Origin of the sequence: Paenibacillus shunpengii, assembly GCF_042684905.1 — a bacterium.
GTDB classification, from domain to species: domain Bacteria; phylum Bacillota; class Bacilli; order Paenibacillales; family Paenibacillaceae; genus Paenibacillus; species Paenibacillus shunpengii.
Map to the genome: position 1 here is coordinate 34,272 of NZ_JBHUMJ010000013.1, position 20,396 is coordinate 54,667.

Below are 20,396 nucleotides of genomic sequence, written 5' to 3' on the forward strand. Positions count from 1 at the left end.
TCATTTTGAAGGGAGACCCATGTCATGGCAAGAGAGTTCTCCTTGAAAAATACACGTAACATCGGGATCATGGCGCATATTGACGCCGGTAAAACTACTACCACTGAGCGGATCTTGTTCTACACAGGCCGTACGCACAAAATCGGGGAAGTTCACGAGGGTGCTGCGACTATGGACTGGATGGAGCAGGAACAGGAGCGCGGGATCACGATTACTTCCGCTGCTACGACCGCTCAATGGAAAGGTCACCGCGTTAATATCATCGATACCCCGGGACACGTTGACTTCACAGTTGAAGTTGAACGTTCCCTTCGTGTATTGGACGGAGCAGTAGGTGTTTTCAGTGCGAAAGAAGGCGTTGAGCCTCAGTCTGAAACTGTATGGAGACAGGCTGACCGTTACGGCGTTCCTCGTATCGCATATGTAAACAAAATGGATATCATCGGTGCAGACTACCTTAACGTTGTTAAGGATATGCGCGAGCGTCTTCAAGCAAATGCTGTTGCTATCCAGCTTCCTATCGGTGCTGAGAATGATTTCATTGGTATCATTGATATCGTTGAGCAAAAAGCATATATGTACAAAGACGATCTTGGTAAAGACATCGAAGAAACTACAATTCCTGCAGAATATGCAGATCAAGTTGAAGAACTTCGTATGGAACTGATCGAGAAAGTAGCAGAGCTTGATGAAGATCTGACTATGAAATACCTAGAAGGCGAAGAAATCACTGTTGATGAGATCAAATCCGCTCTTCGTAAAGGTGTAGTAGAAGTTAAAATCTTCCCAGTTATCTGTGGATCTTCTTACCGTAACAAAGGTGTTCAGCTGATGCTGGATGCGGTTCTGGACTATCTGCCAGCTCCTATTGATGTTCCTGACATCAAAGGTACTTTGGAAGATGGAACTGAAGCGATTCGTAAATCTTCTGACGAAGAGCCATTCTCGGCACTTGCGTTCAAGATCATGACGGATCCTTATGTAGGTAAATTGACATTCTTCCGCGTATACTCTGGTGTTCTTACATCTGGATCTTACGTATTGAATGCAACTAAAGGAAAACGTGAACGTATCGGTCGTATCCTTCAAATGCACGCGAACAGCCGTCAAGAAATCACTGAAGTATATGCTGGTGATATCGCATCTGCTGTAGGTTTGAAAGATACAGGTACAGGTGATACACTATGTGATGAGAAGAATCCGGTCATTCTGGAGTCTATGAACTTCCCTGATCCGGTTATTCAAATCGCGGTTGAACCAAAAACCAAAGCCGACCAAGACAAAATGTCTGTTGCTCTCGGTAAGTTGACTGAGGAGGATCCAACTCTTCGTGCTCATACTGATGAAGAAACAGGTCAAACAATTTTGGCTGGTATGGGTGAGCTTCACCTTGATATCATCATCGACCGTATGCGTCGTGAGTTCAAAGTGGACACAAACATTGGTCAACCACAGGTTGCTTACCGTGAAACATTCCGTCAAGCAGCGCGCGTTGAAGGTAAATTCGTACGTCAGTCCGGTGGCCGCGGTCAATATGGACACGTATGGGTTGAATTCGAACCGCTTGAAGCGGGTAGCGGTAACCAATTCGACAGCAAAATTGTGGGTGGATCTGTACCACGTGAATACGTTGGTCCTGCTCAACAAGGTATTGAAGAAGCTATGAAAAATGGTGTCCTTGCAGGATTCCCACTTGTAGACGTTAAAGCTACAATCGTAGACGGTTCATACCATGATGTCGATTCCAACGAGATGGCGTTTAAAATTGCCGGATCGATGGCACTTAAAGCAGCTAAAGACAAGTGTAAAGCTGTCCTGCTTGAGCCAATCATGAAAGTGGAAGTAACTGTTCCAGAAGAGTACATGGGTGACGTAATGGGTATGCTGAACTCCCGTCGCGGTAGAATCGAAGGTATGGATTCCCGTGGTGGTACGCAAATCATTCGTGCTAAAGTGCCTCTCTCTGAAATGTTCGGATATTCCACAACTCTCCGTTCTGGTACACAAGGACGCGGGGTGTTCTCTATGGAACTTTCTCACTATGAAGAAGTACCAAGAACAATCTCCGAAGAAATCGTGTCCAAAGTTAAGGGAGAATAAGTTTTACTCACTGATGTACACAGCGTCATAAGGTTTAATGACTCTTATGGTGCTGTACACAGTGCCAACATATAATATAAACCACTTTTAAGGAGGCCACGTTCAAATGGCAAAGGCTAAATTCGAACGTAATAAACCACACGTTAACATTGGTACTATTGGTCACGTTGACCATGGTAAAACTACTTTGACTGCAGCAATCACTACTGTATTGTCCAAAACTTACGGCGGTGCAGCAGTTGCATTCGATCAAATCGACAAAGCTCCAGAAGAGCGCGAACGCGGTATCACTATCTCTACTGCACACGTAGAGTACGAAACTGATGCACGTCACTATGCACACGTTGACTGCCCAGGTCACGCCGACTATGTTAAAAACATGATCACTGGTGCTGCACAAATGGATGGAGCGATCCTGGTTGTATCCGCAGCTGATGGTCCAATGCCACAAACTCGTGAGCACATCCTTCTGTCCCGCCAAGTAGGCGTACCTTACATCGTAGTATTCTTGAACAAATGCGATATGGTAGAAGACGAAGAACTTCTTGAGCTGGTTGAAATGGAAGTTCGCGACCTTCTTAGCGAATATGACTTCCCAGGTGATGACACTCCAATCACTCGTGGATCTGCTCGTGAAGCTCTTCAAAACCCAGAAGGCGAATGGGCTCAAAAAATCGTTGAGATGTTCAAAGAAATCGATACTTACATCCCAACTCCAGAGCGCGACACTGACAAGCCTTTCTTGATGCCTGTCGAGGACGTATTCTCCATCACTGGTCGTGGTACAGTTGCTACAGGCCGTGTAGAGCGTGGTACTGTTAAAGTCGGCGATGAAATCGAAATCGTTGGTATCGCTGAAGAGTCCAAAAAATCCGTAGTAACGGGCGTTGAAATGTTCCGTAAACTTCTGGATTCCGCTCAAGCAGGTGACAACATCGGAGCATTGCTTCGTGGTGTAGACCGTACTCAAATCGAGCGTGGACAAGTTCTTTCCAAACCAGGTTCAGTTAAACCTCATACTGAGTTTACTGCTCAAGTATACGTATTGACTAAAGAAGAAGGTGGCCGTCATAAGCCTTTCTTCACTGGATACCGTCCTCAGTTCTACTTCCGTACAACTGACGTAACTGGTATCATCAACCTGCCAGAAGGTACTGAAATGGTTATGCCTGGCGACAACATCGAAGTAACAGTATCTCTGATCGCTCCAATCGCTATCGAAGAAGGAACTAAGTTCTCTATTCGTGAAGGTGGACGTACAGTAGGCGCTGGTGCGGTAGCAACAATCATTAAATAATTTGGCTGCATGCCGAATCATATAAAGCAACAATGTACTGGAACGAGCAACAGTGTATCGGAACGAACAAAAGGATCTCGGCGTTAATCGCCGGGATCCTTTTTATATTTAAACTTTTTTTCATAAATTACCTTTGGCTTTTTAGAGCTTCATCATATATAATAGTACGAGTTGCGATTCGGGAAGTGCATTCGAAAAAATAGAGAGCTGAAGTCTATTCAGAATTTTATCTATCTTTTTTATATAAAAGCTTGCATTACGCCTAGGTTTTCTATATAATAATGAATGTTGTTCTGTGACGTTGCGATGATGTGAGAGGTTACTGACACACCCGGCCCCTTTGCCATGGGAGAGTGGGTCAGAAAATTTTCACGGAGTATGTCCGATATTAAATTGGGCGATAGAAGGAGGGACTAAAATGGCAAAGCAAAAAATTCGTATTCGTTTGAAAGCTTACGACCACAGAATTCTTGATCAATCCGCTGAGAAGATTGTTGAAACGGCAAAACGTTCGGGTGCAGGTGTATCCGGTCCGATTCCGCTTCCAACTGAGAAACAAGTTATTACTATTCTCCGTGCGGTACACAAGTACAAGGATTCCCGGGAACAATTCGAAATGCGCACACATAAGCGTTTGATCGATATTGTTAACCCAACTCCACAAACTGTGGATGCCTTGATGCGCTTGGATCTGCCGTCCGGTGTAGATATCGAAATTAAATTGTAATTTAGTATTGTATTAATGGAAGGAAAAGAGGTGTCAACATGAAAGGTATCTTAGGTAAAAAACTAGGCATGACGCAAGTGTTTACTCCAGAAGGTAACGTAATCCCTGTTACAGTTATTGAAGCAGGTCCATCTGTTGTCTTGCAAAAGAAAGACCTTGAGAACGACGGCTATGAAGCGGTTCAACTAGGTTATGCCGATAAGAAAGAAAAAAATGCTAACAAACCTGAAACAGGACATGCGAAAAAAGCTAATACAGCTCCTAAGCGCTACGTTCGCGAACTCCGCGGTGTTGATCTTGCGGGATTCGAGGTTGGCCAAGAAATTAAAGCAGACATCTTCGCTGAAGGCGAATTTGTTGACGTAACAGGAATCTCCAAAGGTAAAGGTTTTGCCGGCGTTATCAAACGTTGGGGACAAAGCACTGGACCTATGTCTCACGGTTCCCGTTATCATAGAGGCCCTGGTTCCATGGGTTCTATCCAAGCGAACCGCGTTCCTAAAGGTAAACACCTTCCAGGACATATGGGTCATGAAACAATCACAATTCAACGTCTTGAAGTTATTAAAGTAGACGCTGAACGTAACGTATTGCTTGTTAAAGGCTCTATTCCTGGACCGAAAAACAGCTTCGTTAAAATTAAAGAATCGGTGAAGAAATAATCACCTAAAGAAAGGAGGAACACAAAATGCCAAAAGTAGCACTTTTTAATGTCAGTGGTAGCCAAGTAGGAGAAGTTGAACTGAACGATGCAGTATTCGGAATTGAGCCGAACACTCATGTACTTCACGATGCTGTTGTTATGCAACGCGCTTCCCTGCGTCAAGGTACACACAAAGTAAAAGGACGTTCTGAAGTACGCGGCGGCGGACGTAAGCCTTGGAAACAAAAAGGTACTGGACGCGCTCGTCAAGGTTCGATCCGTGCACCACAATGGGTAGGCGGCGGTACTGTATTTGGTCCAACACCACGCAGCTACGCGTTCAAACTGCCTAAGAAAGTTCGTCGTCTGGCGATTAAATCCGCTTTGTCTTCCAAAGTGATTGATAACGAAATTATCGTTCTGGATGCTCTTGCTCTGAATGCACCGAAAACTAAAGAATTTGCAGCTATTTTGAATAACCTCAAAGTAGATCGCAAAGCTTTGATCGTTGCTCCAGGCTATGATGATAATGTTGCTCTTTCCGCAAGAAATATTCCTGGTGTGAAATTTGTAGCGGCTGACGGCATTAATGTTCTTGACGTACTTACGTACGACAAACTGATCATTACGAAAGAAGCAGTTCAGAAGGTAGAGGAGGTGCTCGCGTAATGAAGAATCCTCGTGACATTATTAAACGTCCGGTGATTACTGAACGTACAGCTGATATGATGGCCGACTTGAAATATGTATTTGAAGTCGATATTCGTTCGAACAAAACCGAAATCAAAGCTGCTATTGAAGAAATCTTCAACGTAAAAGTAAAAGACGTGAACACTCTTCGCGTACCTGGTAAGTTGAAACGCTACGGACGCTACTCTGGATATACTCCTGAGTGGAAAAAAGCATTCGTAACTTTGACTCCAGACAGCAAAGCTCTTGAGTTCTTTGAATCGGTATAATAAGAAACTGTAAAGTAAGGAGGGAAAATCAGTGCCAATCAAAAAGTACAAACCGACGTCTCCGGCTAGACGTAACATGTCTGTGTCTACTTTTGAAGAGATCACAACAAACCAGCCAGAGAAATCGCTGCTTGCTCCACTGAGCAAAACAGCTGGCCGTAACAACCAAGGTAAAATTACGGTTCGTCACCATGGCGGCGGACACAAACGTAAATACCGTATTATTGACTTTAAACGTACTAAAGATGGAATACCGGGCCGCGTTGCTACAATCGAGTATGACCCGAACCGTACTTCCAACATCGCTCTGATCCATTATGCAGATGGTGAGAAACGTTACATCATCGCTCCTAAAGGACTTAAAGTAGGGGATCAAATCGAGTCTGGACCTAGCTCCGACATCAAAACAGGTAACGCGTTGCCACTTGAAAATATTCCAGTAGGTACCGTTATCCACAACATCGAACTTCAACCAGGTAAAGGTGGACAATTGGTTCGCGCAGCTGGTACTGAAGCTCAACTTCTTGGTAAAGAAGAGAAATACGTAACCGTTCGTCTTTCTTCCGGTGAAGTACGCCGCATCCTTAAAACTTGCCGTGCTACAATCGGTTCTGTTGGTAACGAAGACCACGAACTCGTTAAAATCGGTAAAGCAGGCCGTAGCCGCTGGCTCGGACAACGTCCTGAAGTTCGCGGGGTAGTAATGAACCCTAACGATCACCCTCACGGTGGTGGTGAAGGACGCGCTCCAATCGGACGTAAATCGCCAATGTCTCCATGGGGTAAACCAACTCTTGGTTACAAAACGCGTAAGAAAAACAAAGCTTCTGACAAATACATCGTTCGCCGCCGCACGAAGTAATACACAATTAACCTGTGCATAACTTCGCGCGAGCGATCGTGAATGAACGAGAACATTGGATGAAGGGAGGATTTACACATGAGTCGCAGTCTTAAAAAAGGGCCATTCGTAGATGGCTACCTGTTGAAAAAAGTAGAAGACATGAACGAAGCTGGCAAAAAGCTCGTGATCAAAACTTGGTCCCGTCGTTCTACAATTTTCCCACAATTCATTGGACATACGTTTGGTGTGTATGACGGCCGTAAACACGTTCCTGTTTATGTAACGGAAGATATGGTTGGACACAAGCTGGGTGAGTTCGCTCCTACGCGTACTTATAAAGGCCATGCAGCAGACGATAAGAAGACTAGAAGATAAATGATCATCAAGCGCTAATGTTTGAGAGGAGGTTAAACAATGGAAGCAAAAGCACATGCCAAGTTTATTCGGATTGCTCCTCGTAAAGTTCAACTCGTTGTTGACTTGATTCGCGGCAAGCAAGTGGGCGAGGCGATCGCGATTCTGCGCCACACTCCAAAATCCGCTTCTCCAGTTGTTGAGAAATTGCTGAACTCTGCTATCGCAAACGCAGAGCACAACTACTCCCTGGATGTTAACAAACTGGTTATCTCGCAAGCTTACGTAAACCAAGGTCCGACAATGAAACGTTTCCGCCCTCGTGCAATGGGACGTGCAAGCCGGATCAACAAACGCACTAGCCACATCACTTTGGTGGTATCTGAAAAATAAGGAGGGAAAACGTGTGGGACAAAAGGTAAATCCCGTCGGACTCCGTATCGGCGTAATCCGTGATTGGGAATCCAAATGGTACGCAGGCAAAGATTTCGGTGATCTTTTGCTGGAAGACGTAAAAATTCGTGAATACCTGAAAAATAAATTGAAAGACTCCGCAGTATCTCGTATCGAAATCGAGAGAGCGGCTAACCGTGTCAACGTAACGATCCACACTGCTAAACCAGGAATGGTTATCGGTAAAGGTGGTTCTGAAGTTGAAATTCTCCGTGGTCAAATCACGAAGATTGCAGGCGGTAAGAAAGTTCATATCAACATCTCTGAAATCAAACAACCAGACCTTGACGCAATTCTCGTTGCTGAAAGCATTGCACAACAATTGGAACGCCGTGTTTCTTTCCGTCGTGCTCTGAAACAAGCGATTCAAAGAACTATGCGTTCAGGTGCTAAAGGTATCAAAACACAAGTAGGCGGACGTCTTGGCGGTGCTGAGATCGCACGTTCTGAAGGCTACAGTGAAGGAACTGTTCCACTGCACACGCTTCGTGCCGACATCGACTATGGTACAGCGGAAGCTCATACAACTTACGGCCGTCTTGGCGTAAAAGTATGGATCTATCGTGGAGAGGTTCTTCCTACGGCTAAGAAACAAGCTGCTAAGGAAGGAGGCAACTAATCATGTTGGTGCCAAAACGCGTAAAACACCGCAAGCAACAACGCGGTCACATGAAAGGTCAAGCTAAGGGCGGAACTACACTGAACTTCGGTGAGTACGGTCTTCAAGCGACTGAACCATCTTGGATTACGAATCGTCAGATCGAGGCTGCTCGTATCGCGATGACTCGTTACATCAAACGTGGTGGTAAAGTTTGGATCAAAATCTTCCCAGACAAACCTATTACTCAAAAGCCTCTCGAAGTACGTATGGGTAGTGGTAAAGGTAACGTCGAGAAATGGGTTGCTGTTGTAAAACCAGGAAAGATCATGTTCGAACTTTCTGGTGTATCTGAAGAAGTAGCTCGCGAAGCAATGCGTCTGGCTGCTCACAAGCTGCCAATTAAGACGAAGTTCGTGAAACGTGAAGAATTGGGTGGTGAAGTAAATGAAGGCTAGTGAATTCCGCAACCTAACCACTGCTGAAATTGAGCAAAAGATTGCCGGATTTAAAGAAGAACTCTTTAACCTCCGCTTTCAACTCGCTACCGGTCAGCTTGATAACCCGACACGTATTCGTGACGTACGTAAAGAAATTGCACGTGCTAAAACGATCATCCGTGAAAGAGAACTTGGGATTAGCTAATAAATAGTACCGGATGGAACATCCGTCTGTAATTGAGGAAGGAGGCCAACAATGAGCGAAGAACGTAACGCACGTCGAGTGCAAATCGGTAAAGTGGTTAGCGACAAAATGGACAAAACAATCGTGGTTGCTGTAGAAACTTACAAAAAGCATGACTTGTACCATAAACGCATCAAATACACGAAAAAGTTCAAAGCACATGATGAAAATAACACTGCTAAAATCGGTGATACTGTTAAAATCATGGAAACTCGTCCTTTGTCGAAAGACAAAAACTGGAGACTTGTTGAAGTCGTAGAAAAAGCGGTTATCATTTAATGATATTCAGCTTTGCTGAAAGGAGGAAAACAAGATGATTCAACCATTTACACGTTTGGCTGTAGCTGACAACTCTGGTGCGAAGGAACTGATGTGTATCCGAGTACTGGGTGGTACGGGACGTAGTCGTACAGCACAAATCGGAGACCTGATCGTTTGTTCTGTAAAACAAGCAACACCAGGCGGCGTTGTCAAAAAAGGTGATGTAGTAAGAGCGGTGGTCGTTCGTACGAAACGTTCTGTTCGTCGTAAAGACGGATCTTACATTGGATTTGATGAGAATGCAGCAGTTGTTGTTAAAGAAGACAGAAGCCCACGTGGAACTCGTATTTTCGGACCAGTTGCTCGCGAACTTCGCGAAAAAGACTACATGAAGATCGTTTCCTTGGCTCCAGAAGTTATCTAATGAACGTATATTGATCCTTGTATAAAGGATTCGATTCATACTTGTTCACGCAAGTCATAGGAGGTGTACGAAATGGCAAAAGTGAAAAAAGTTCTGGAATCTCATAACAACAAGTTGCACGTCAAAAAAGACGACACTGTTATGGTGATCAGCGGTAAAGACAAAGGCAAAAAAGGCCGTGTCATCGCAGCTTATCCTCGTGAGAATCGCGTTCTTGTTGAAGGTGTTAACCTCGTGAAGAAACACCAAAAGCCTAACCAGCTGAATCCACAAGGCGGAATCATCGAGAAAGAAGCTCCAATCCATGTATCGAACGTGATGCACATTGATCCGAAGAGCGGAAATGTAACTCGTATCGGTTACAAAGTTTTAGACAACGGCAAAAAAGTACGCGTTGCTAAACGTTCCGGAGAATCGATCGACTAATGTAATCGAATGAGAAAGGAGGTCCATAATTCATGGCAAGAATGAAAGAACGTTTTCTGAATGAAGTAACTCCTGCTTTGATGCAGAAGTTTGAATATAGCACAGTAATGCAAGTTCCTAAGATCGAGAAAGTGGTAATCAACATGGGTGTGGGTGACGCTGTCCAAAACTCCAAAGTACTTGATTCCGCTGTGAACGATATGCAGCTGATCTCTGGTCAAAAACCAGTAATCACTAAAGCTAAAAAATCAATCGCCGGTTTTAAACTTCGTGAGAACATGCCAATCGGGGTTAAAGTAACACTGCGCGGACAGCGTATGTACCATTTCCTTGATAAATTGTTCAACATCACTCTACCTCGTGTACGTGACTTCCAAGGCGTATCGAACAAAGCTTTCGATGGTCGCGGTAACTACACACTTGGACTTAAAGAACAACTCATCTTCCCAGAGATCGAGTATGATAAAGTCGACAAAGTACGCGGTATGGATATCGTAATCGTAACTACAGCTAAAACGGACGAAGAGTCCCGCGAATTGCTTACTCAACTGGGAATGCCTTTCGCAAAATAAGAAATAACAGTATCCGGGAATCCAGCTAGGATCCCGAATTCTCCGAAATTATTTAGGAGGTGTCAGGCTAAGTGGCAAAAACTTCAATGAAAGTTAAACAACAACGCACACCGAAGTTCAAAGTTCGTGCTTATACTCGTTGTGAACGTTGCGGTCGTCCACATTCTGTATTGCAGAAGTTTAAAATTTGCAGAATTTGTTTCCGTGAATTAGCTTATAAAGGCCAGATCCCTGGCGTGAAAAAAGCAAGCTGGTAAAAAGTCCTGAACGGGAAGGAGGTTTACACACAATGACTATGTCTGATCCAATTGCAGATATGCTTACTCGCATTCGTAATGCGAACACAGTTCGTCACGAAACGGTAGAAATGCCTGCTTCGACAATGAAAAAACAAATCGCTGAAATCCTGAAGCGCGAAGGTTTCATCCGTGATGCAGAATATGTGGATGATAACAAACAAGGCATCATCCGTGTCTTCTTGAAATACGGTCAAAACAACGAGCGCGTTATTACTGGTCTGAAAAGAATCAGTAAACCAGGTCTTCGTGTTTACACGAAAAGCAATGAAGTACCTCGCGTACTTGGTGGTCTCGGAATCGCGATCATCTCTACTTCCAAAGGTGTAATGACAGATAAAGAAGCGCGTCAAGCTAAATCTGGCGGCGAAGTTGTCTGCTACGTTTGGTAATATAAAGTCACAGAACAAGGAGGTGCAACAACATGTCCCGTATTGGTCGCAAACCAATTACAGTACCAAGTGGCGTAGAAGTCACTCTGGACAACACCGCAATCACGGTTAAAGGTCCTAAAGGTACACTTACACGTGAACTTCATAAAGAAATGAAGGTTTCCGTTGAAAATAATGAAATTACAGTAACACGTCCTTCTGATCATAAAACACATCGTTCTTTGCACGGTACTACTCGTTCCGTAGTAAATAACATGGTACTTGGCGTAACTGAAGGATTCTCCAAATCTCTGGAACTGGTTGGGGTCGGATATCGTGCAAGCAAATCCGGAGATAAAATCGTTCTGAACGTAGGTTACTCCCATCCGGTAGAAATCACGCCGGAACCGGGGATTGAGTTCGAAGTTCCTTCGAACACTAAAATCATCGTTCGTGGAATCAACAAAGAGCGCGTAGGTGCTTATGCAGCTGAAATCCGCTCTGTTCGCGAACCTGAGCCTTACAAAGGTAAAGGGATTAAATATGAAGGCGAACGCATCATCCGTAAGGAAGGTAAAGCCGGTAAGAAGAAATAAGATTTCTTACCGACTTTGTGCCGTCCCCTGGCTTTTCAGGAGATGCTCGTGTTTCTAATATACCCTGTGCGTCTTAATGTGAAGCTATTCAAGGCTAACTGAAGGGAGGAAACGTGAAATGATTACAAAACAAGATAAGAACAAAGTGCGTCTGAAAAGACATATCCGTGTTCGTGGTAAAATTTCTGGTACGGCTGAGCGTCCACGTTTGAACGTATTCCGTTCCGATAAACATATCTATGCTCAACTGATCGATGATGTAGCAGGTGTAACACTTGTATCTGCATCGACGGTCGACAAAGAAATCAGCGGCGAAATCACAAACGGTGGTAACGTTGAGGCAGCTAAGAAAGTTGGCGCTCTCGTTGCTAAACGTGCGAAAGAAAAAGGATACACTAACATCGTTTTCGATCGTGGTGGCTACCTGTATCATGGACGTATTCAAGCTTTGGCTGATGCTGCTCGTGAAGCAGGGCTTGAATTCTAAGATATTTTTTAAAAGGAGGTTAACGACTTGCGTGTAGATCCTAACACTTTAGAACTCACTGAAAGAGTTGTAAATATTAATCGCGTTGCTAAAGTAGTAAAAGGCGGACGTCGTTTCAGCTTCAGCGCTCTGGTAGTTGTCGGTGACGGCAACGGCTGGGTTGGAGCTGGTATCGGTAAAGCAGGCGAAGTACCTGATGCGATCCGCAAAGGTATTGAAGATGCTAAGAAAAATCTAATCCACGTACCACTCGTAGGAACAACAATTCCTCACTTGATCACTGGTAAATTCGGAGCTGGCCGTGTTCTTTTGAAACCAGCTGCTGAAGGTACTGGGGTTATCGCTGGTGGTCCAGTTCGTGCCGTTCTGGAACTTGCTGGTGTGGGTGACATTTTGACAAAATCACTGGGTTCTTCGAATTCCATGAACATGGTCAATGCGACCTTGGAAGGTTTGTCCCGCTTGAAACGCGCTGAAGATGTAGCGAAATTGCGTGGAAAAACTGTCGAAGAGCTTCGGGGCTAAGGAGGGAATCTCATGTCTAAACTGGAAATTACCCTCGTTCGCAGTTTGATCGGACGTCCTGAGACACAAAGAACGACTGTTAACACACTCGGTCTTCGTAAACTCAACCAAACTGTGGTTCATAACGATAATGCTGCGATCCGCGGTATGGTGAATAAAGTAAGTCACTTGGTTTCTGTTAAAGAAATCGAGGCGTAAGGAATAGCATCATAGGGCTTGTTCCCATAAATCATTAAGGAGGTGCAACGATGAAGTTACATGAGCTTTCTCCAGCTCCTGGATCCCGCAAAGAGCGTAAACGCAAAGGTCGTGGTCCAAGTAGCGGAATGGGTAAAACTTCAGGTCGCGGTCACAAAGGTCAAAACGCTCGTTCTGGCGGTGGTGTTCGTCCAGGCTTCGAGGGTGGTCAAAACCCACTGTATCGTCGTCTGCCGAAACGCGGTTTCGTAAACCCAACTCGCAAAGAGTATGCGGTTGTGAACATCGAAGATCTGAATAGTTTTGAAGCAGGTACAGAAGTAACTCCAGAAGTTTTGGTTGAAACAGGTATTGTGAAAAACACAAAATCTGGCATCAAAATTCTTGGCAATGGCGAAGTTACTGTAAAACTTACAGTAAAAGCGAATAAGTTCTCTCAATCTGCGGTAGAGAAAATCGAAGCTGCCGGCGGTAAAACCGAGGTGATCTAATGCTCACATCCCTAAAGAATATATGGCGAGTCGAAGATCTTCGTAAACGAATATTGTTCACTCTCTTTGTTCTAATTATTTACCGCATCGGCTCCTTTGTTCCTGTTCCAGGAGTTAACAAGGAAGTATTCGACGCGGTAGATTCGCAAGGCAGGGAATTGTTCGGTCTTCTGAACACATTCTCAGGCGGAGCGTTGTTCCAGTTCTCGATCTTTGCGCTAGGGATTATGCCATATATTACAGCATCCATCATTACACAATTGTTATCGATGGATGTTATTCCGAAGCTTGCGGAATGGGCCAAACAAGGTGAGCATGGTAAGAAAAAATTAGCCCAGCTCACTCGGTATGGTACAGTGGTGTTGGGATTAATCCAAGCATTTGGTACATCGATCGGATTTAACCGGTTGTATGGACAGGAAATGGTGCCTAATGCTACTTTCGTTGACTATATTGTCATCGCGATTGTATTGACGGCAGGTACTTCATTCCTCATGTGGCTTGGTGAGCAGATTACGGAAAGAGGTATTGGTAACGGGATTTCAATCATTATCTTTGCCGGTATCGTTGCTACCATTCCGAATGTTATCCGTACAACAATAGAATCAGAATTTATTCAGGCAGATCAGCTGTTCATGAACATCCTTAAGGTGGTTATTGTGGCACTGGTTCTTCTCCTGACCATTGTAGGGGTTATCTACATCCAGCAGGCGATTCGGAAGATCCCGGTTCAATATGCAAAACGTGTTGTAGGTAACAAAATGTATGGTGGACAAAACACCCATATTCCGCTGAAAATCAATGCGGCGGGCGTTATCCCTGTCATTTTCGCTGTATCACTTCTTCAGTTTCCGATCATTATCGCATCCTTCTGGGCCGGTTATGGCTGGGCTAACTGGGTTACAACGCATTTGTCTTATGACAAACCGTTGGGTATGGTGCTCTATGTTATCATGATTATTGGTTTCACGTTCTTCTACACTTTCGTGCAGATGAACCCGCAGCAAATGGCTGATAACATGAAGAAGAACGGCGGTTATATCCCAGGCATTCGTCCGGGTAAAGCAACTGAGAAATACTTGTCCCGTGTCTTGACTCGTTTGACGATGACCGGAGCTTTGTTCTTGGCTGTCATTTCCGTTCTACCTGTATTCTTGGGCTCACTTTCCGGTTTGCCTCAAGTTGCACAGCTTGCTGGTACTTCCATGCTGATCGTTATTGGTGTAGCATTGGATACGACCAAGCAGATTGAAAGTCAATTGATCAAACGCCATTACAAAGGTTTCATCAATAAATAGCCATAGGTTCCGGTAAAGAATGCAATAGTTCGCCCTTGCTGGTGAGTTGCTAAGACCGGCACCTATTGTGCTGTTTCTTGTTGAAGGGATAGTCTTGGAGGGAGTGACATAACGTGAACATCTTATTCATGGGCCCTCCTGGGGCAGGAAAAGGGACACAAGCAGAAGCGATTGTTAATGAATTCGGCATTCCTCACATTTCGACAGGCGATGCATTTCGTTTGGCGATTAAGCAAGGAACTCCTATTGGGATTAAAGCTAAAGAATACATGGATCAGGGTAAGCTTGTACCAGACGATGTTACCATAGGTATTGTTGAAGAACGTCTTCAGCAGCCTGATTGTGAGAAGGGCTTCCTATTGGATGGATTTCCACGGACCATTTCACAAGCAGAAGCACTGGACGGTATTCTGGAACGTTTAAATACTGGTTTGGATCATGTCATCAACTTGAAGGTTGACCGTAACAAATTGCTGGCTCGATTAACAGGTCGCCGTTTGTGCAAAAATTGCGGTTCTACGTATCATGTTGTTTTTAACCCGCCTAAACAGGAAGGTATTTGTGATAAATGCGGCGGCGAGTTGTATCAGCGTTCTGACGACAACGAAGAGAGCGTAGGTACTCGTCTTGACGAATATATCAACAAAACAGCACCACTCCTCACGTTTTATGAGAACAAAGGTCTTCTGCGTCAAATCGACGGGGAACAGGAAATTCATGCGGTATCGCAAGAGATCGTATCCTTACTGCGGGGTTAATGGTAATGATCATTTGTAAGTCCGATGCAGAACTGGGTTGGAAGAGTGAGTCACGGTTATCCAGTACGCAAGTACAGGAAGATCAGATGGTTCACGATTTATCCCGGGTTTTGACCGGAGAACTTCACCAAATGACTGATCAATATCATCGCAGTCAAGGGGCTGTGTCGTCTTTCACAGGTTATCACGGTTTTCCTGCCAGTATTTGTACTTCAGTCGATGAACCGAAAGTGCATGGGTTGCCCAGCTATATTCGATTGTTTGCAATGTCGTATGACGGTCGATCTGTACTCCATTTTTGCGAAGGCGAGATGCGTAGGTGATGAGAAGATGAATGAAGAAATCCCACAAATCGGTCAAATCGTAAAAATCCTTCGAGGCAGGGATGCTGGCCAGTTTGCAGTAGTCATCGCTGTTGAGGACAACAGATATGTATATATTGCTGACGGGGACAAACGCAAGTTTGATGGAGCTAAGAAGAAGAACCTTCTTCATCTGGATCCCCAGCCGATGATCAGCAGCGAGGTTGTAAACAGTATTAACGAAATTGGACGGGTTACGAACGGAAAACTGCGTTATGCAGTACAGCAGTTCATAAATGCAAGCGAAGTTCAAAGCTGAAGAAGAAAGGAGACTATCTGTGGCCAAAGAAGATGTCATTGAAGTGGAAGGAACGGTTATAGAGCCGCTTCCTAACGCAACGTTCAAAGTAGAGCTTGAGAATGGTCATCAAATTCTAGCTCACGTATCCGGCAAACTGCGGATGCATTTTATCCGCATTCTGACAGGAGATAAAGTGGTTGTTCAGTTATCGCCTTATGATCTAACCAAAGGGCGTATAACTTATCGTAAATAGTAAGGTGCATTTTCTGAAATAACGAATGAGAGTTACAACAGTTTTGCATGTGAATGCAATCTTGGTGTACCCTATGTACATGAGACTGCTTCCATAGAAGCTGTGAAATGCTTTCGAAGTCAGTTTTACTCATCGTAAAACTTTGAGGAGGTAATCAACATGAAGGTAAGACCTTCTGTAAAACCTATCTGCGAGAAATGCAAAGTCATTCGCCGCAAAGGTAATGTAATGGTCATCTGCGAAAATCCGAAACACAAACAAAAACAAGGTTAATAGAAGGGGGTGTAGCGTAAAATGGCTCGTATAGCTGGTGTGGATTTGCCACGTGACAAACGCGTTGAGATCGCCTTGACTTACATTTTCGGAATCGGTAAAACGACTTCCCAGAAAATTCTGAGCGAAACAGGCATTAGTCCAAATACTCGTGTCCGTGATCTGACGGAAGATGAAGTGAGCAAATTACGTGATGGTATCGACAAAACGGTTAAGGTAGAAGGTGACCTTCGTCGAGAAATTTCTTTAAATATTAAACGTTTGACTGAGATCGGATGTTACCGCGGTGTTCGTCACCGTCGTGGCCTTCCTGTTCGTGGACAACGTACTAAAACAAATGCTCGTACGCGTAAAGGTCCTCGTCGTACAGTAGCAAACAAAAAGAAATAAGAAGGGAGGATAATCTACAATGGCTAAACCGAAAAAAGTCGTACGTACTAAACGTCGTGACCGTAAAAATATTGAGTCTGGCGTGGCACACATCCGTTCCACGTTCAACAACACAATTGTTACCATTACGGATCCACACGGTAACGCTATTTCCTGGGCAAGCTCCGGCGGTCTTGGATTTAGAGGTTCCCGTAAGTCGACTCCGTTCGCAGCTCAAATGGCAGCAGAAACTGCAGCTAAAGCAGCAATGGAACACGGCATGAAAACAGTTGAAGTTATGGTTAAAGGACCAGGTGCTGGCCGCGAAGCAGCTATCCGCTCTTTGCAAGCTGCAGGTCTGGAAGTTAACCTGATCAAAGACGTAACTCCTGTGCCACATAACGGATGCCGTCCTCCAAAACGTCGTCGTGTCTAATGAGATTTGCCCCCTTAGTGTGGTATAATCCGGCACAATCTGTTAATAATGGTTGTTTAGGCATACTACATGGCTACACTAGATAAGGTAAATGTTTCATATAGGACAGGACGTTTTGAAGGAGGGGTATTGCAGTGATAGAAATCGAAAAGCCGAAAATTGAGACGGTAGACGTCAATGATGATGGCACTTATGGCAAATTTGTGGTGGAACCGTTGGAACGTGGATATGGTACGACGCTGGGCAACTCGCTTCGCCGTATCTTGCTTTCTTCGCTTCCAGGTGCAGCAGTAACATCGGTACAAATCGATGGCGTGTTGCACGAATTTGCTACAGTTCCTGGCGTAATGGAAGACGTAACGGAAATCATTTTGAACCTGAAAGCTTTGTCTTTGAAAATTCATTCGGATGAAGAGAAAGTTCTTGAGATTGATGCTGAAGGTGAAGGGGCTGTAACAGCCGGAGATATTCGTGCGGATAGTGATGTGGAAATCCTTAACCCGGATCTTCATATCGCAACTCTTGGTCCAGGTTCGAGACTACACATGCGTATTTTTGCCAATCGCGGTCGTGGCTACGTCCAAGCGGATCGGAATAAACGCGATGACCAACCGATCGGCGTCATCCCTGTGGATTCCATCTATACCCCGATTGCACGTGTCAACTATGGTGTTGAGAATACGCGTGTTGGTCAAGTAACGAACTACGACAAGCTGACGCTTGAAATTTGGACTGATGGAAGCATTCGTCCAGAAGAAGCAGTTAGCCTTGGCGCCAAAATTTTAACCGAGCACCTGTTCTTGTTCGTTGGTTTGACTGACGAAGCTAAAGATGCAGAGATCATGGTTGAAAAAGAAGAAGACAAAAAAGAAAAAGTACTCGAAATGACGATCGAAGAGCTCGATCTATCTGTTCGATCCTATAACTGCTTGAAGCGTGCGGGTATTAACACGGTTCAGGAATTGACCACGAAAACTGAAGAAGACATGATGAAGGTACGTAACCTTGGTCGCAAATCTTTGGAAGAAGTGCAAGAGAAGCTCGAAGAGCTAGGTTTGGGTCTTCGTACAGAAGAATAGCAAGCGATTGTTTGAAGTGAAGGAGGGGAAAACATGGCATACCAAAAGTTGGGTCGTAACTCCAGTGCTCGTAAAGCATTGTTCCGTGACCTCGTAACGGATCTGTTCTTGTACGAGCGTATTCAAACGACTGAAGCAAAAGCGAAAGAAGTTCGTTCTATCGCTGAAAAGCTGATCACCAAAGCGAAGCAAGGGGATCTTCATGCACGTCGTCAAGTGGCTGCTTATGTACGTCGTGAGACGATTGATGGTGAACAGGATGCAATTCAAAAACTGTTTGGCGAAATCGCACCACGTTATGCTGAGCGTCCAGGTGGATACACTCGTATCATGAAACTAGGACCTCGTCGCGGTGACGCTGCGCCTATGGTTTACTTGGAACTGGTAGACCGTGCGTAAATAGTGGCATAAAGTGAGGGAAGGGTGACAGGATTTACATTCTGAACATGCCCTTTTTTTCCTTGCCTCATTGAAGCAACGGTTTGGGGAGGAGCTCCGATAGGAGCTCTTTTTCATTGTGATGAGGATTGGAAGCTGCATGTTAGGACTTAGAAGGCTGTGTGCTTAGTATGGGATAAAGGTGTGAATTCGATGCGGAACATATGTATGAAAGTGAATTATGATGGTACGGATTATTTCGGTTTCCAAACCCAGCCGATCGGCAACACCATTCAGGATCGAATTGAAGAAGCGATTAAATCACTGACAGGTGAAGTGGTCAAAATACATGCATCAGGTCGTACTGACGCTGGAGTGCATGCTATTGGACAGGTTTTTCATTTTCATACTGAATCCATGATTCCGATTGATCGCTGGTGTATGGCGCTGAATGGCAGACTGCCTGAGGACATCATACTCACCGATGCTTACGAAGTTCCGCTTGAGTTCCATTCCAGACGTTCTGCCAAGAGAAAAACCTATCGTTACACCATTAATGCCAATCAGTTTCTCGATCTATTTAATAGACGGACGCAGCTGCATCATCCAGGTAAGCTGGATATCCAAGCGATGCGGGAGAGTCTCCCATACTTGCTTGGGACTCATGACTTTACCTCTTTCGCCTCTCGGCACTCCACCAAGCAATCTCATATCAGGACACTGTATGAGGCAGAGCTGAAGGTCGATACTTCCATGAGCCGGAAAGGTCACCCGAGAGATCAAGGTGTTATACATCTGTTTATTACGGGAAACGGCTTCTTGCAGCATATGGTTCGTATTATTGTCGGCACGTTGCTGGAGGTCGGAGAAGGGAAGCGTAAGCCACAAGATATGAAAATGATCTTGGAGGCAGAGGATCGGTCTGCAGCAGGTCCTACAGCAGTTAGCAAAGGGCTGATGCTGTGGAATGTGGAGTATGAGGATTTCTAAAAAAAACCTCGGATAAATGCCTTGCGAACTGGGCTGCAATCGTGTAATATATAAGTTGTGTTTTCTTAATGGCTTTCCCACAGCCCCAATTAAGTGAACAACCAAATGTAACACCAATCCATCATAAACAAACAGTTAAATTTAACGAATATAAAAGACTAACATTTATGCGTATTATGAACGCGAACATTTGAAGGAGGATCTTTTCATGCGTACCACTTATATGGCGAAGCCTAATGAAGTTGAGCGTAATTGGCACATCATCGATGCTGAAGGCAAAACGCTCGGCCGTTTGGCAAGCGAAGCTGCGGCTTTGATTCGCGGTAAACACAAGCCACAATTCACTCCACATGTTGACACTGGCGATTTCGTTGTTGTTATCAATGCAGAGAAAATTGTTCTTACTGGTAAGAAAATGGAGAACAAAAACTACTACCGTCACTCTATGCACCCAGGTGGACTGAAAGTCACTCCTGCTAAAGAAATGGTTAAGAACAAGCCTGAACGTATGATCGAACTCGCTGTACACGGCATGCTTCCTAAGACTCGTATGGGTAACCAAATGAAACTTAGATTGAAAGCATACGCTGGCGCTGAACATCCACATGCAGCACAAAAACCTGAAGTTTACGAACTTCGCGGATAATTAAAAG

General features: G+C 44.6%; 35 protein-coding genes. All 35 read left to right on the plus strand.

Annotated elements, in window-relative coordinates:
- Positions 1–24 precede the first annotated feature (24 nt).
- Positions 25–2,100: an elongation factor G gene (gene fusA / locus ACFSVM_RS25230; protein ID WP_076315699.1), complete on the plus strand. Its 2,076-nt coding sequence runs from the start codon at positions 25–27 to the stop codon at positions 2,098–2,100.
- 106 nt (positions 2,101–2,206) lie between these two features.
- The gene (tuf, locus tag ACFSVM_RS25235) at positions 2,207–3,397 is read left to right on the plus strand and encodes an elongation factor Tu (RefSeq protein ID WP_076315700.1); all 1,191 of its coding nucleotides are present in this window, start codon (positions 2,207–2,209) and stop codon (positions 3,395–3,397) included.
- A 418-nt stretch (positions 3,398–3,815) separates the two neighbouring features.
- Complete coding sequence (rpsJ, locus tag ACFSVM_RS25240; protein WP_006676490.1) at positions 3,816–4,124, plus strand: 30S ribosomal protein S10; 309 nt, start codon at positions 3,816–3,818, stop codon at positions 4,122–4,124.
- A gap of 38 nt (positions 4,125–4,162) precedes the next feature.
- On the plus strand, positions 4,163–4,786 hold the full coding sequence (gene rplC / locus ACFSVM_RS25245) for a 50S ribosomal protein L3 (RefSeq protein ID WP_047914090.1): 624 nt from the start codon (positions 4,163–4,165) through the stop codon (positions 4,784–4,786).
- 26 nt (positions 4,787–4,812) lie between these two features.
- Entirely contained in the window at positions 4,813–5,436 is a 624-nt protein-coding gene (gene rplD / locus ACFSVM_RS25250) for a 50S ribosomal protein L4 (RefSeq protein ID WP_047914089.1), read from the plus strand.
- Positions 5,436–5,726, plus strand: coding sequence for a 50S ribosomal protein L23 (rplW, locus tag ACFSVM_RS25255; protein ID WP_076315701.1), 291 nt, complete (start codon positions 5,436–5,438; stop codon positions 5,724–5,726). The genes rplD and rplW overlap by 1 nt, the downstream gene beginning before the upstream one ends.
- A gap of 31 nt (positions 5,727–5,757) precedes the next feature.
- The gene (rplB, locus tag ACFSVM_RS25260) at positions 5,758–6,588 is read left to right on the plus strand and encodes a 50S ribosomal protein L2 (protein WP_047914087.1); all 831 of its coding nucleotides are present in this window, start codon (positions 5,758–5,760) and stop codon (positions 6,586–6,588) included.
- 78 nt (positions 6,589–6,666) lie between these two features.
- A complete protein-coding gene (gene rpsS / locus ACFSVM_RS25265; RefSeq protein WP_047914086.1) occupies positions 6,667–6,945 on the plus strand; it encodes a 30S ribosomal protein S19 in 279 nt (92 codons plus the stop codon).
- 39 nt (positions 6,946–6,984) lie between these two features.
- The gene (gene rplV / locus ACFSVM_RS25270; protein WP_047914085.1) at positions 6,985–7,317 is read left to right on the plus strand and encodes a 50S ribosomal protein L22; all 333 of its coding nucleotides are present in this window, start codon (positions 6,985–6,987) and stop codon (positions 7,315–7,317) included.
- 13 nt (positions 7,318–7,330) lie between these two features.
- The gene (gene rpsC / locus ACFSVM_RS25275; RefSeq protein WP_047914084.1) at positions 7,331–7,996 is read left to right on the plus strand and encodes a 30S ribosomal protein S3; all 666 of its coding nucleotides are present in this window, start codon (positions 7,331–7,333) and stop codon (positions 7,994–7,996) included.
- A 2-nt stretch (positions 7,997–7,998) separates the two neighbouring features.
- A complete protein-coding gene (gene rplP / locus ACFSVM_RS25280; RefSeq protein WP_047914083.1) occupies positions 7,999–8,433 on the plus strand; it encodes a 50S ribosomal protein L16 in 435 nt (144 codons plus the stop codon).
- Positions 8,423–8,620, plus strand: coding sequence for a 50S ribosomal protein L29 (gene rpmC / locus ACFSVM_RS25285; RefSeq protein WP_047914082.1), 198 nt, complete (start codon positions 8,423–8,425; stop codon positions 8,618–8,620). The genes rplP and rpmC overlap by 11 nt, the downstream gene beginning before the upstream one ends.
- Before the next feature lie 51 nt (positions 8,621–8,671).
- Positions 8,672–8,938 (plus strand): 30S ribosomal protein S17, encoded by a 267-nt coding sequence (gene rpsQ / locus ACFSVM_RS25290; RefSeq protein ID WP_076315704.1) that lies wholly within the window; start codon positions 8,672–8,674, stop codon positions 8,936–8,938.
- Positions 8,939–8,972: 34 nt separating this feature from the next.
- On the plus strand, positions 8,973–9,344 hold the full coding sequence (rplN, locus tag ACFSVM_RS25295; protein ID WP_047914080.1) for a 50S ribosomal protein L14: 372 nt from the start codon (positions 8,973–8,975) through the stop codon (positions 9,342–9,344).
- Between the two features lie 72 nt (positions 9,345–9,416).
- Positions 9,417–9,770, plus strand: coding sequence for a 50S ribosomal protein L24 (rplX, locus tag ACFSVM_RS25300; RefSeq protein WP_076315706.1), 354 nt, complete (start codon positions 9,417–9,419; stop codon positions 9,768–9,770).
- Between the two features lie 32 nt (positions 9,771–9,802).
- Positions 9,803–10,342 (plus strand): 50S ribosomal protein L5, encoded by a 540-nt coding sequence (gene rplE, locus ACFSVM_RS25305; RefSeq protein WP_047914079.1) that lies wholly within the window; start codon positions 9,803–9,805, stop codon positions 10,340–10,342.
- Positions 10,343–10,413: 71 nt separating this feature from the next.
- Positions 10,414–10,599: a type Z 30S ribosomal protein S14 gene (locus ACFSVM_RS25310; RefSeq protein WP_013312154.1), complete on the plus strand. Its 186-nt coding sequence runs from the start codon at positions 10,414–10,416 to the stop codon at positions 10,597–10,599.
- Between the two features lie 32 nt (positions 10,600–10,631).
- A complete protein-coding gene (rpsH, locus tag ACFSVM_RS25315) occupies positions 10,632–11,030 on the plus strand; it encodes a 30S ribosomal protein S8 (protein WP_047914078.1) in 399 nt (132 codons plus the stop codon).
- A 32-nt stretch (positions 11,031–11,062) separates the two neighbouring features.
- Positions 11,063–11,605 carry a 50S ribosomal protein L6 gene (gene rplF / locus ACFSVM_RS25320; RefSeq protein WP_047914077.1) on the plus strand — a complete coding sequence of 181 codons (543 nt, stop codon included), beginning with the start codon at positions 11,063–11,065 and terminating at the stop codon, positions 11,603–11,605.
- Positions 11,606–11,723: 118 nt separating this feature from the next.
- The gene (rplR, locus tag ACFSVM_RS25325) at positions 11,724–12,092 is read left to right on the plus strand and encodes a 50S ribosomal protein L18 (protein WP_047914076.1); all 369 of its coding nucleotides are present in this window, start codon (positions 11,724–11,726) and stop codon (positions 12,090–12,092) included.
- A 27-nt stretch (positions 12,093–12,119) separates the two neighbouring features.
- Positions 12,120–12,617, plus strand: coding sequence for a 30S ribosomal protein S5 (gene rpsE, locus ACFSVM_RS25330; RefSeq protein WP_047914075.1), 498 nt, complete (start codon positions 12,120–12,122; stop codon positions 12,615–12,617).
- A 12-nt stretch (positions 12,618–12,629) separates the two neighbouring features.
- Positions 12,630–12,815 carry a 50S ribosomal protein L30 gene (rpmD, locus tag ACFSVM_RS25335; protein ID WP_047914074.1) on the plus strand — a complete coding sequence of 62 codons (186 nt, stop codon included), beginning with the start codon at positions 12,630–12,632 and terminating at the stop codon, positions 12,813–12,815.
- 50 nt (positions 12,816–12,865) lie between these two features.
- Complete coding sequence (rplO, locus tag ACFSVM_RS25340) at positions 12,866–13,306, plus strand: 50S ribosomal protein L15 (RefSeq protein ID WP_076315709.1); 441 nt, start codon at positions 12,866–12,868, stop codon at positions 13,304–13,306.
- The gene (gene secY / locus ACFSVM_RS25345; RefSeq protein ID WP_047914072.1) at positions 13,306–14,604 is read left to right on the plus strand and encodes a preprotein translocase subunit SecY; all 1,299 of its coding nucleotides are present in this window, start codon (positions 13,306–13,308) and stop codon (positions 14,602–14,604) included. The genes rplO and secY overlap by 1 nt, the downstream gene beginning before the upstream one ends.
- 113 nt (positions 14,605–14,717) lie before the next feature.
- Positions 14,718–15,362, plus strand: a complete 645-nt coding sequence (locus ACFSVM_RS25350) for an adenylate kinase (protein ID WP_047914071.1) — start codon at positions 14,718–14,720, stop codon at positions 15,360–15,362.
- Positions 15,363–15,367: 5 nt separating this feature from the next.
- On the plus strand, positions 15,368–15,685 hold the full coding sequence (locus ACFSVM_RS25355; protein ID WP_143042165.1) for a hypothetical protein: 318 nt from the start codon (positions 15,368–15,370) through the stop codon (positions 15,683–15,685).
- Positions 15,686–15,692: 7 nt separating this feature from the next.
- Positions 15,693–15,983 carry a KOW domain-containing RNA-binding protein gene (locus ACFSVM_RS25360; protein WP_047914070.1) on the plus strand — a complete coding sequence of 97 codons (291 nt, stop codon included), beginning with the start codon at positions 15,693–15,695 and terminating at the stop codon, positions 15,981–15,983.
- A gap of 19 nt (positions 15,984–16,002) precedes the next feature.
- A complete protein-coding gene (gene infA / locus ACFSVM_RS25365; RefSeq protein WP_006212898.1) occupies positions 16,003–16,218 on the plus strand; it encodes a translation initiation factor IF-1 in 216 nt (71 codons plus the stop codon).
- A 159-nt stretch (positions 16,219–16,377) separates the two neighbouring features.
- Positions 16,378–16,491: a 50S ribosomal protein L36 gene (gene rpmJ, locus ACFSVM_RS25370; RefSeq protein ID WP_003333770.1), complete on the plus strand. Its 114-nt coding sequence runs from the start codon at positions 16,378–16,380 to the stop codon at positions 16,489–16,491.
- 21 nt (positions 16,492–16,512) lie between these two features.
- Complete coding sequence (rpsM, locus tag ACFSVM_RS25375; RefSeq protein ID WP_076315710.1) at positions 16,513–16,881, plus strand: 30S ribosomal protein S13; 369 nt, start codon at positions 16,513–16,515, stop codon at positions 16,879–16,881.
- Positions 16,882–16,900: 19 nt separating this feature from the next.
- On the plus strand, positions 16,901–17,296 hold the full coding sequence (rpsK, locus tag ACFSVM_RS25380) for a 30S ribosomal protein S11 (protein ID WP_076315711.1): 396 nt from the start codon (positions 16,901–16,903) through the stop codon (positions 17,294–17,296).
- 134 nt (positions 17,297–17,430) lie between these two features.
- The gene (locus ACFSVM_RS25385) at positions 17,431–18,375 is read left to right on the plus strand and encodes a DNA-directed RNA polymerase subunit alpha (protein WP_076315712.1); all 945 of its coding nucleotides are present in this window, start codon (positions 17,431–17,433) and stop codon (positions 18,373–18,375) included.
- A gap of 33 nt (positions 18,376–18,408) precedes the next feature.
- Entirely contained in the window at positions 18,409–18,774 is a 366-nt protein-coding gene (gene rplQ / locus ACFSVM_RS25390) for a 50S ribosomal protein L17 (RefSeq protein ID WP_047914067.1), read from the plus strand.
- Positions 18,775–18,966: 192 nt separating this feature from the next.
- On the plus strand, positions 18,967–19,743 hold the full coding sequence (truA, locus tag ACFSVM_RS25395) for a tRNA pseudouridine(38-40) synthase TruA (protein WP_076315713.1): 777 nt from the start codon (positions 18,967–18,969) through the stop codon (positions 19,741–19,743).
- A gap of 208 nt (positions 19,744–19,951) precedes the next feature.
- Positions 19,952–20,389: a 50S ribosomal protein L13 gene (gene rplM, locus ACFSVM_RS25400; protein WP_076315714.1), complete on the plus strand. Its 438-nt coding sequence runs from the start codon at positions 19,952–19,954 to the stop codon at positions 20,387–20,389.
- The last annotated feature ends 7 nt before the right edge of the window (positions 20,390–20,396 follow it).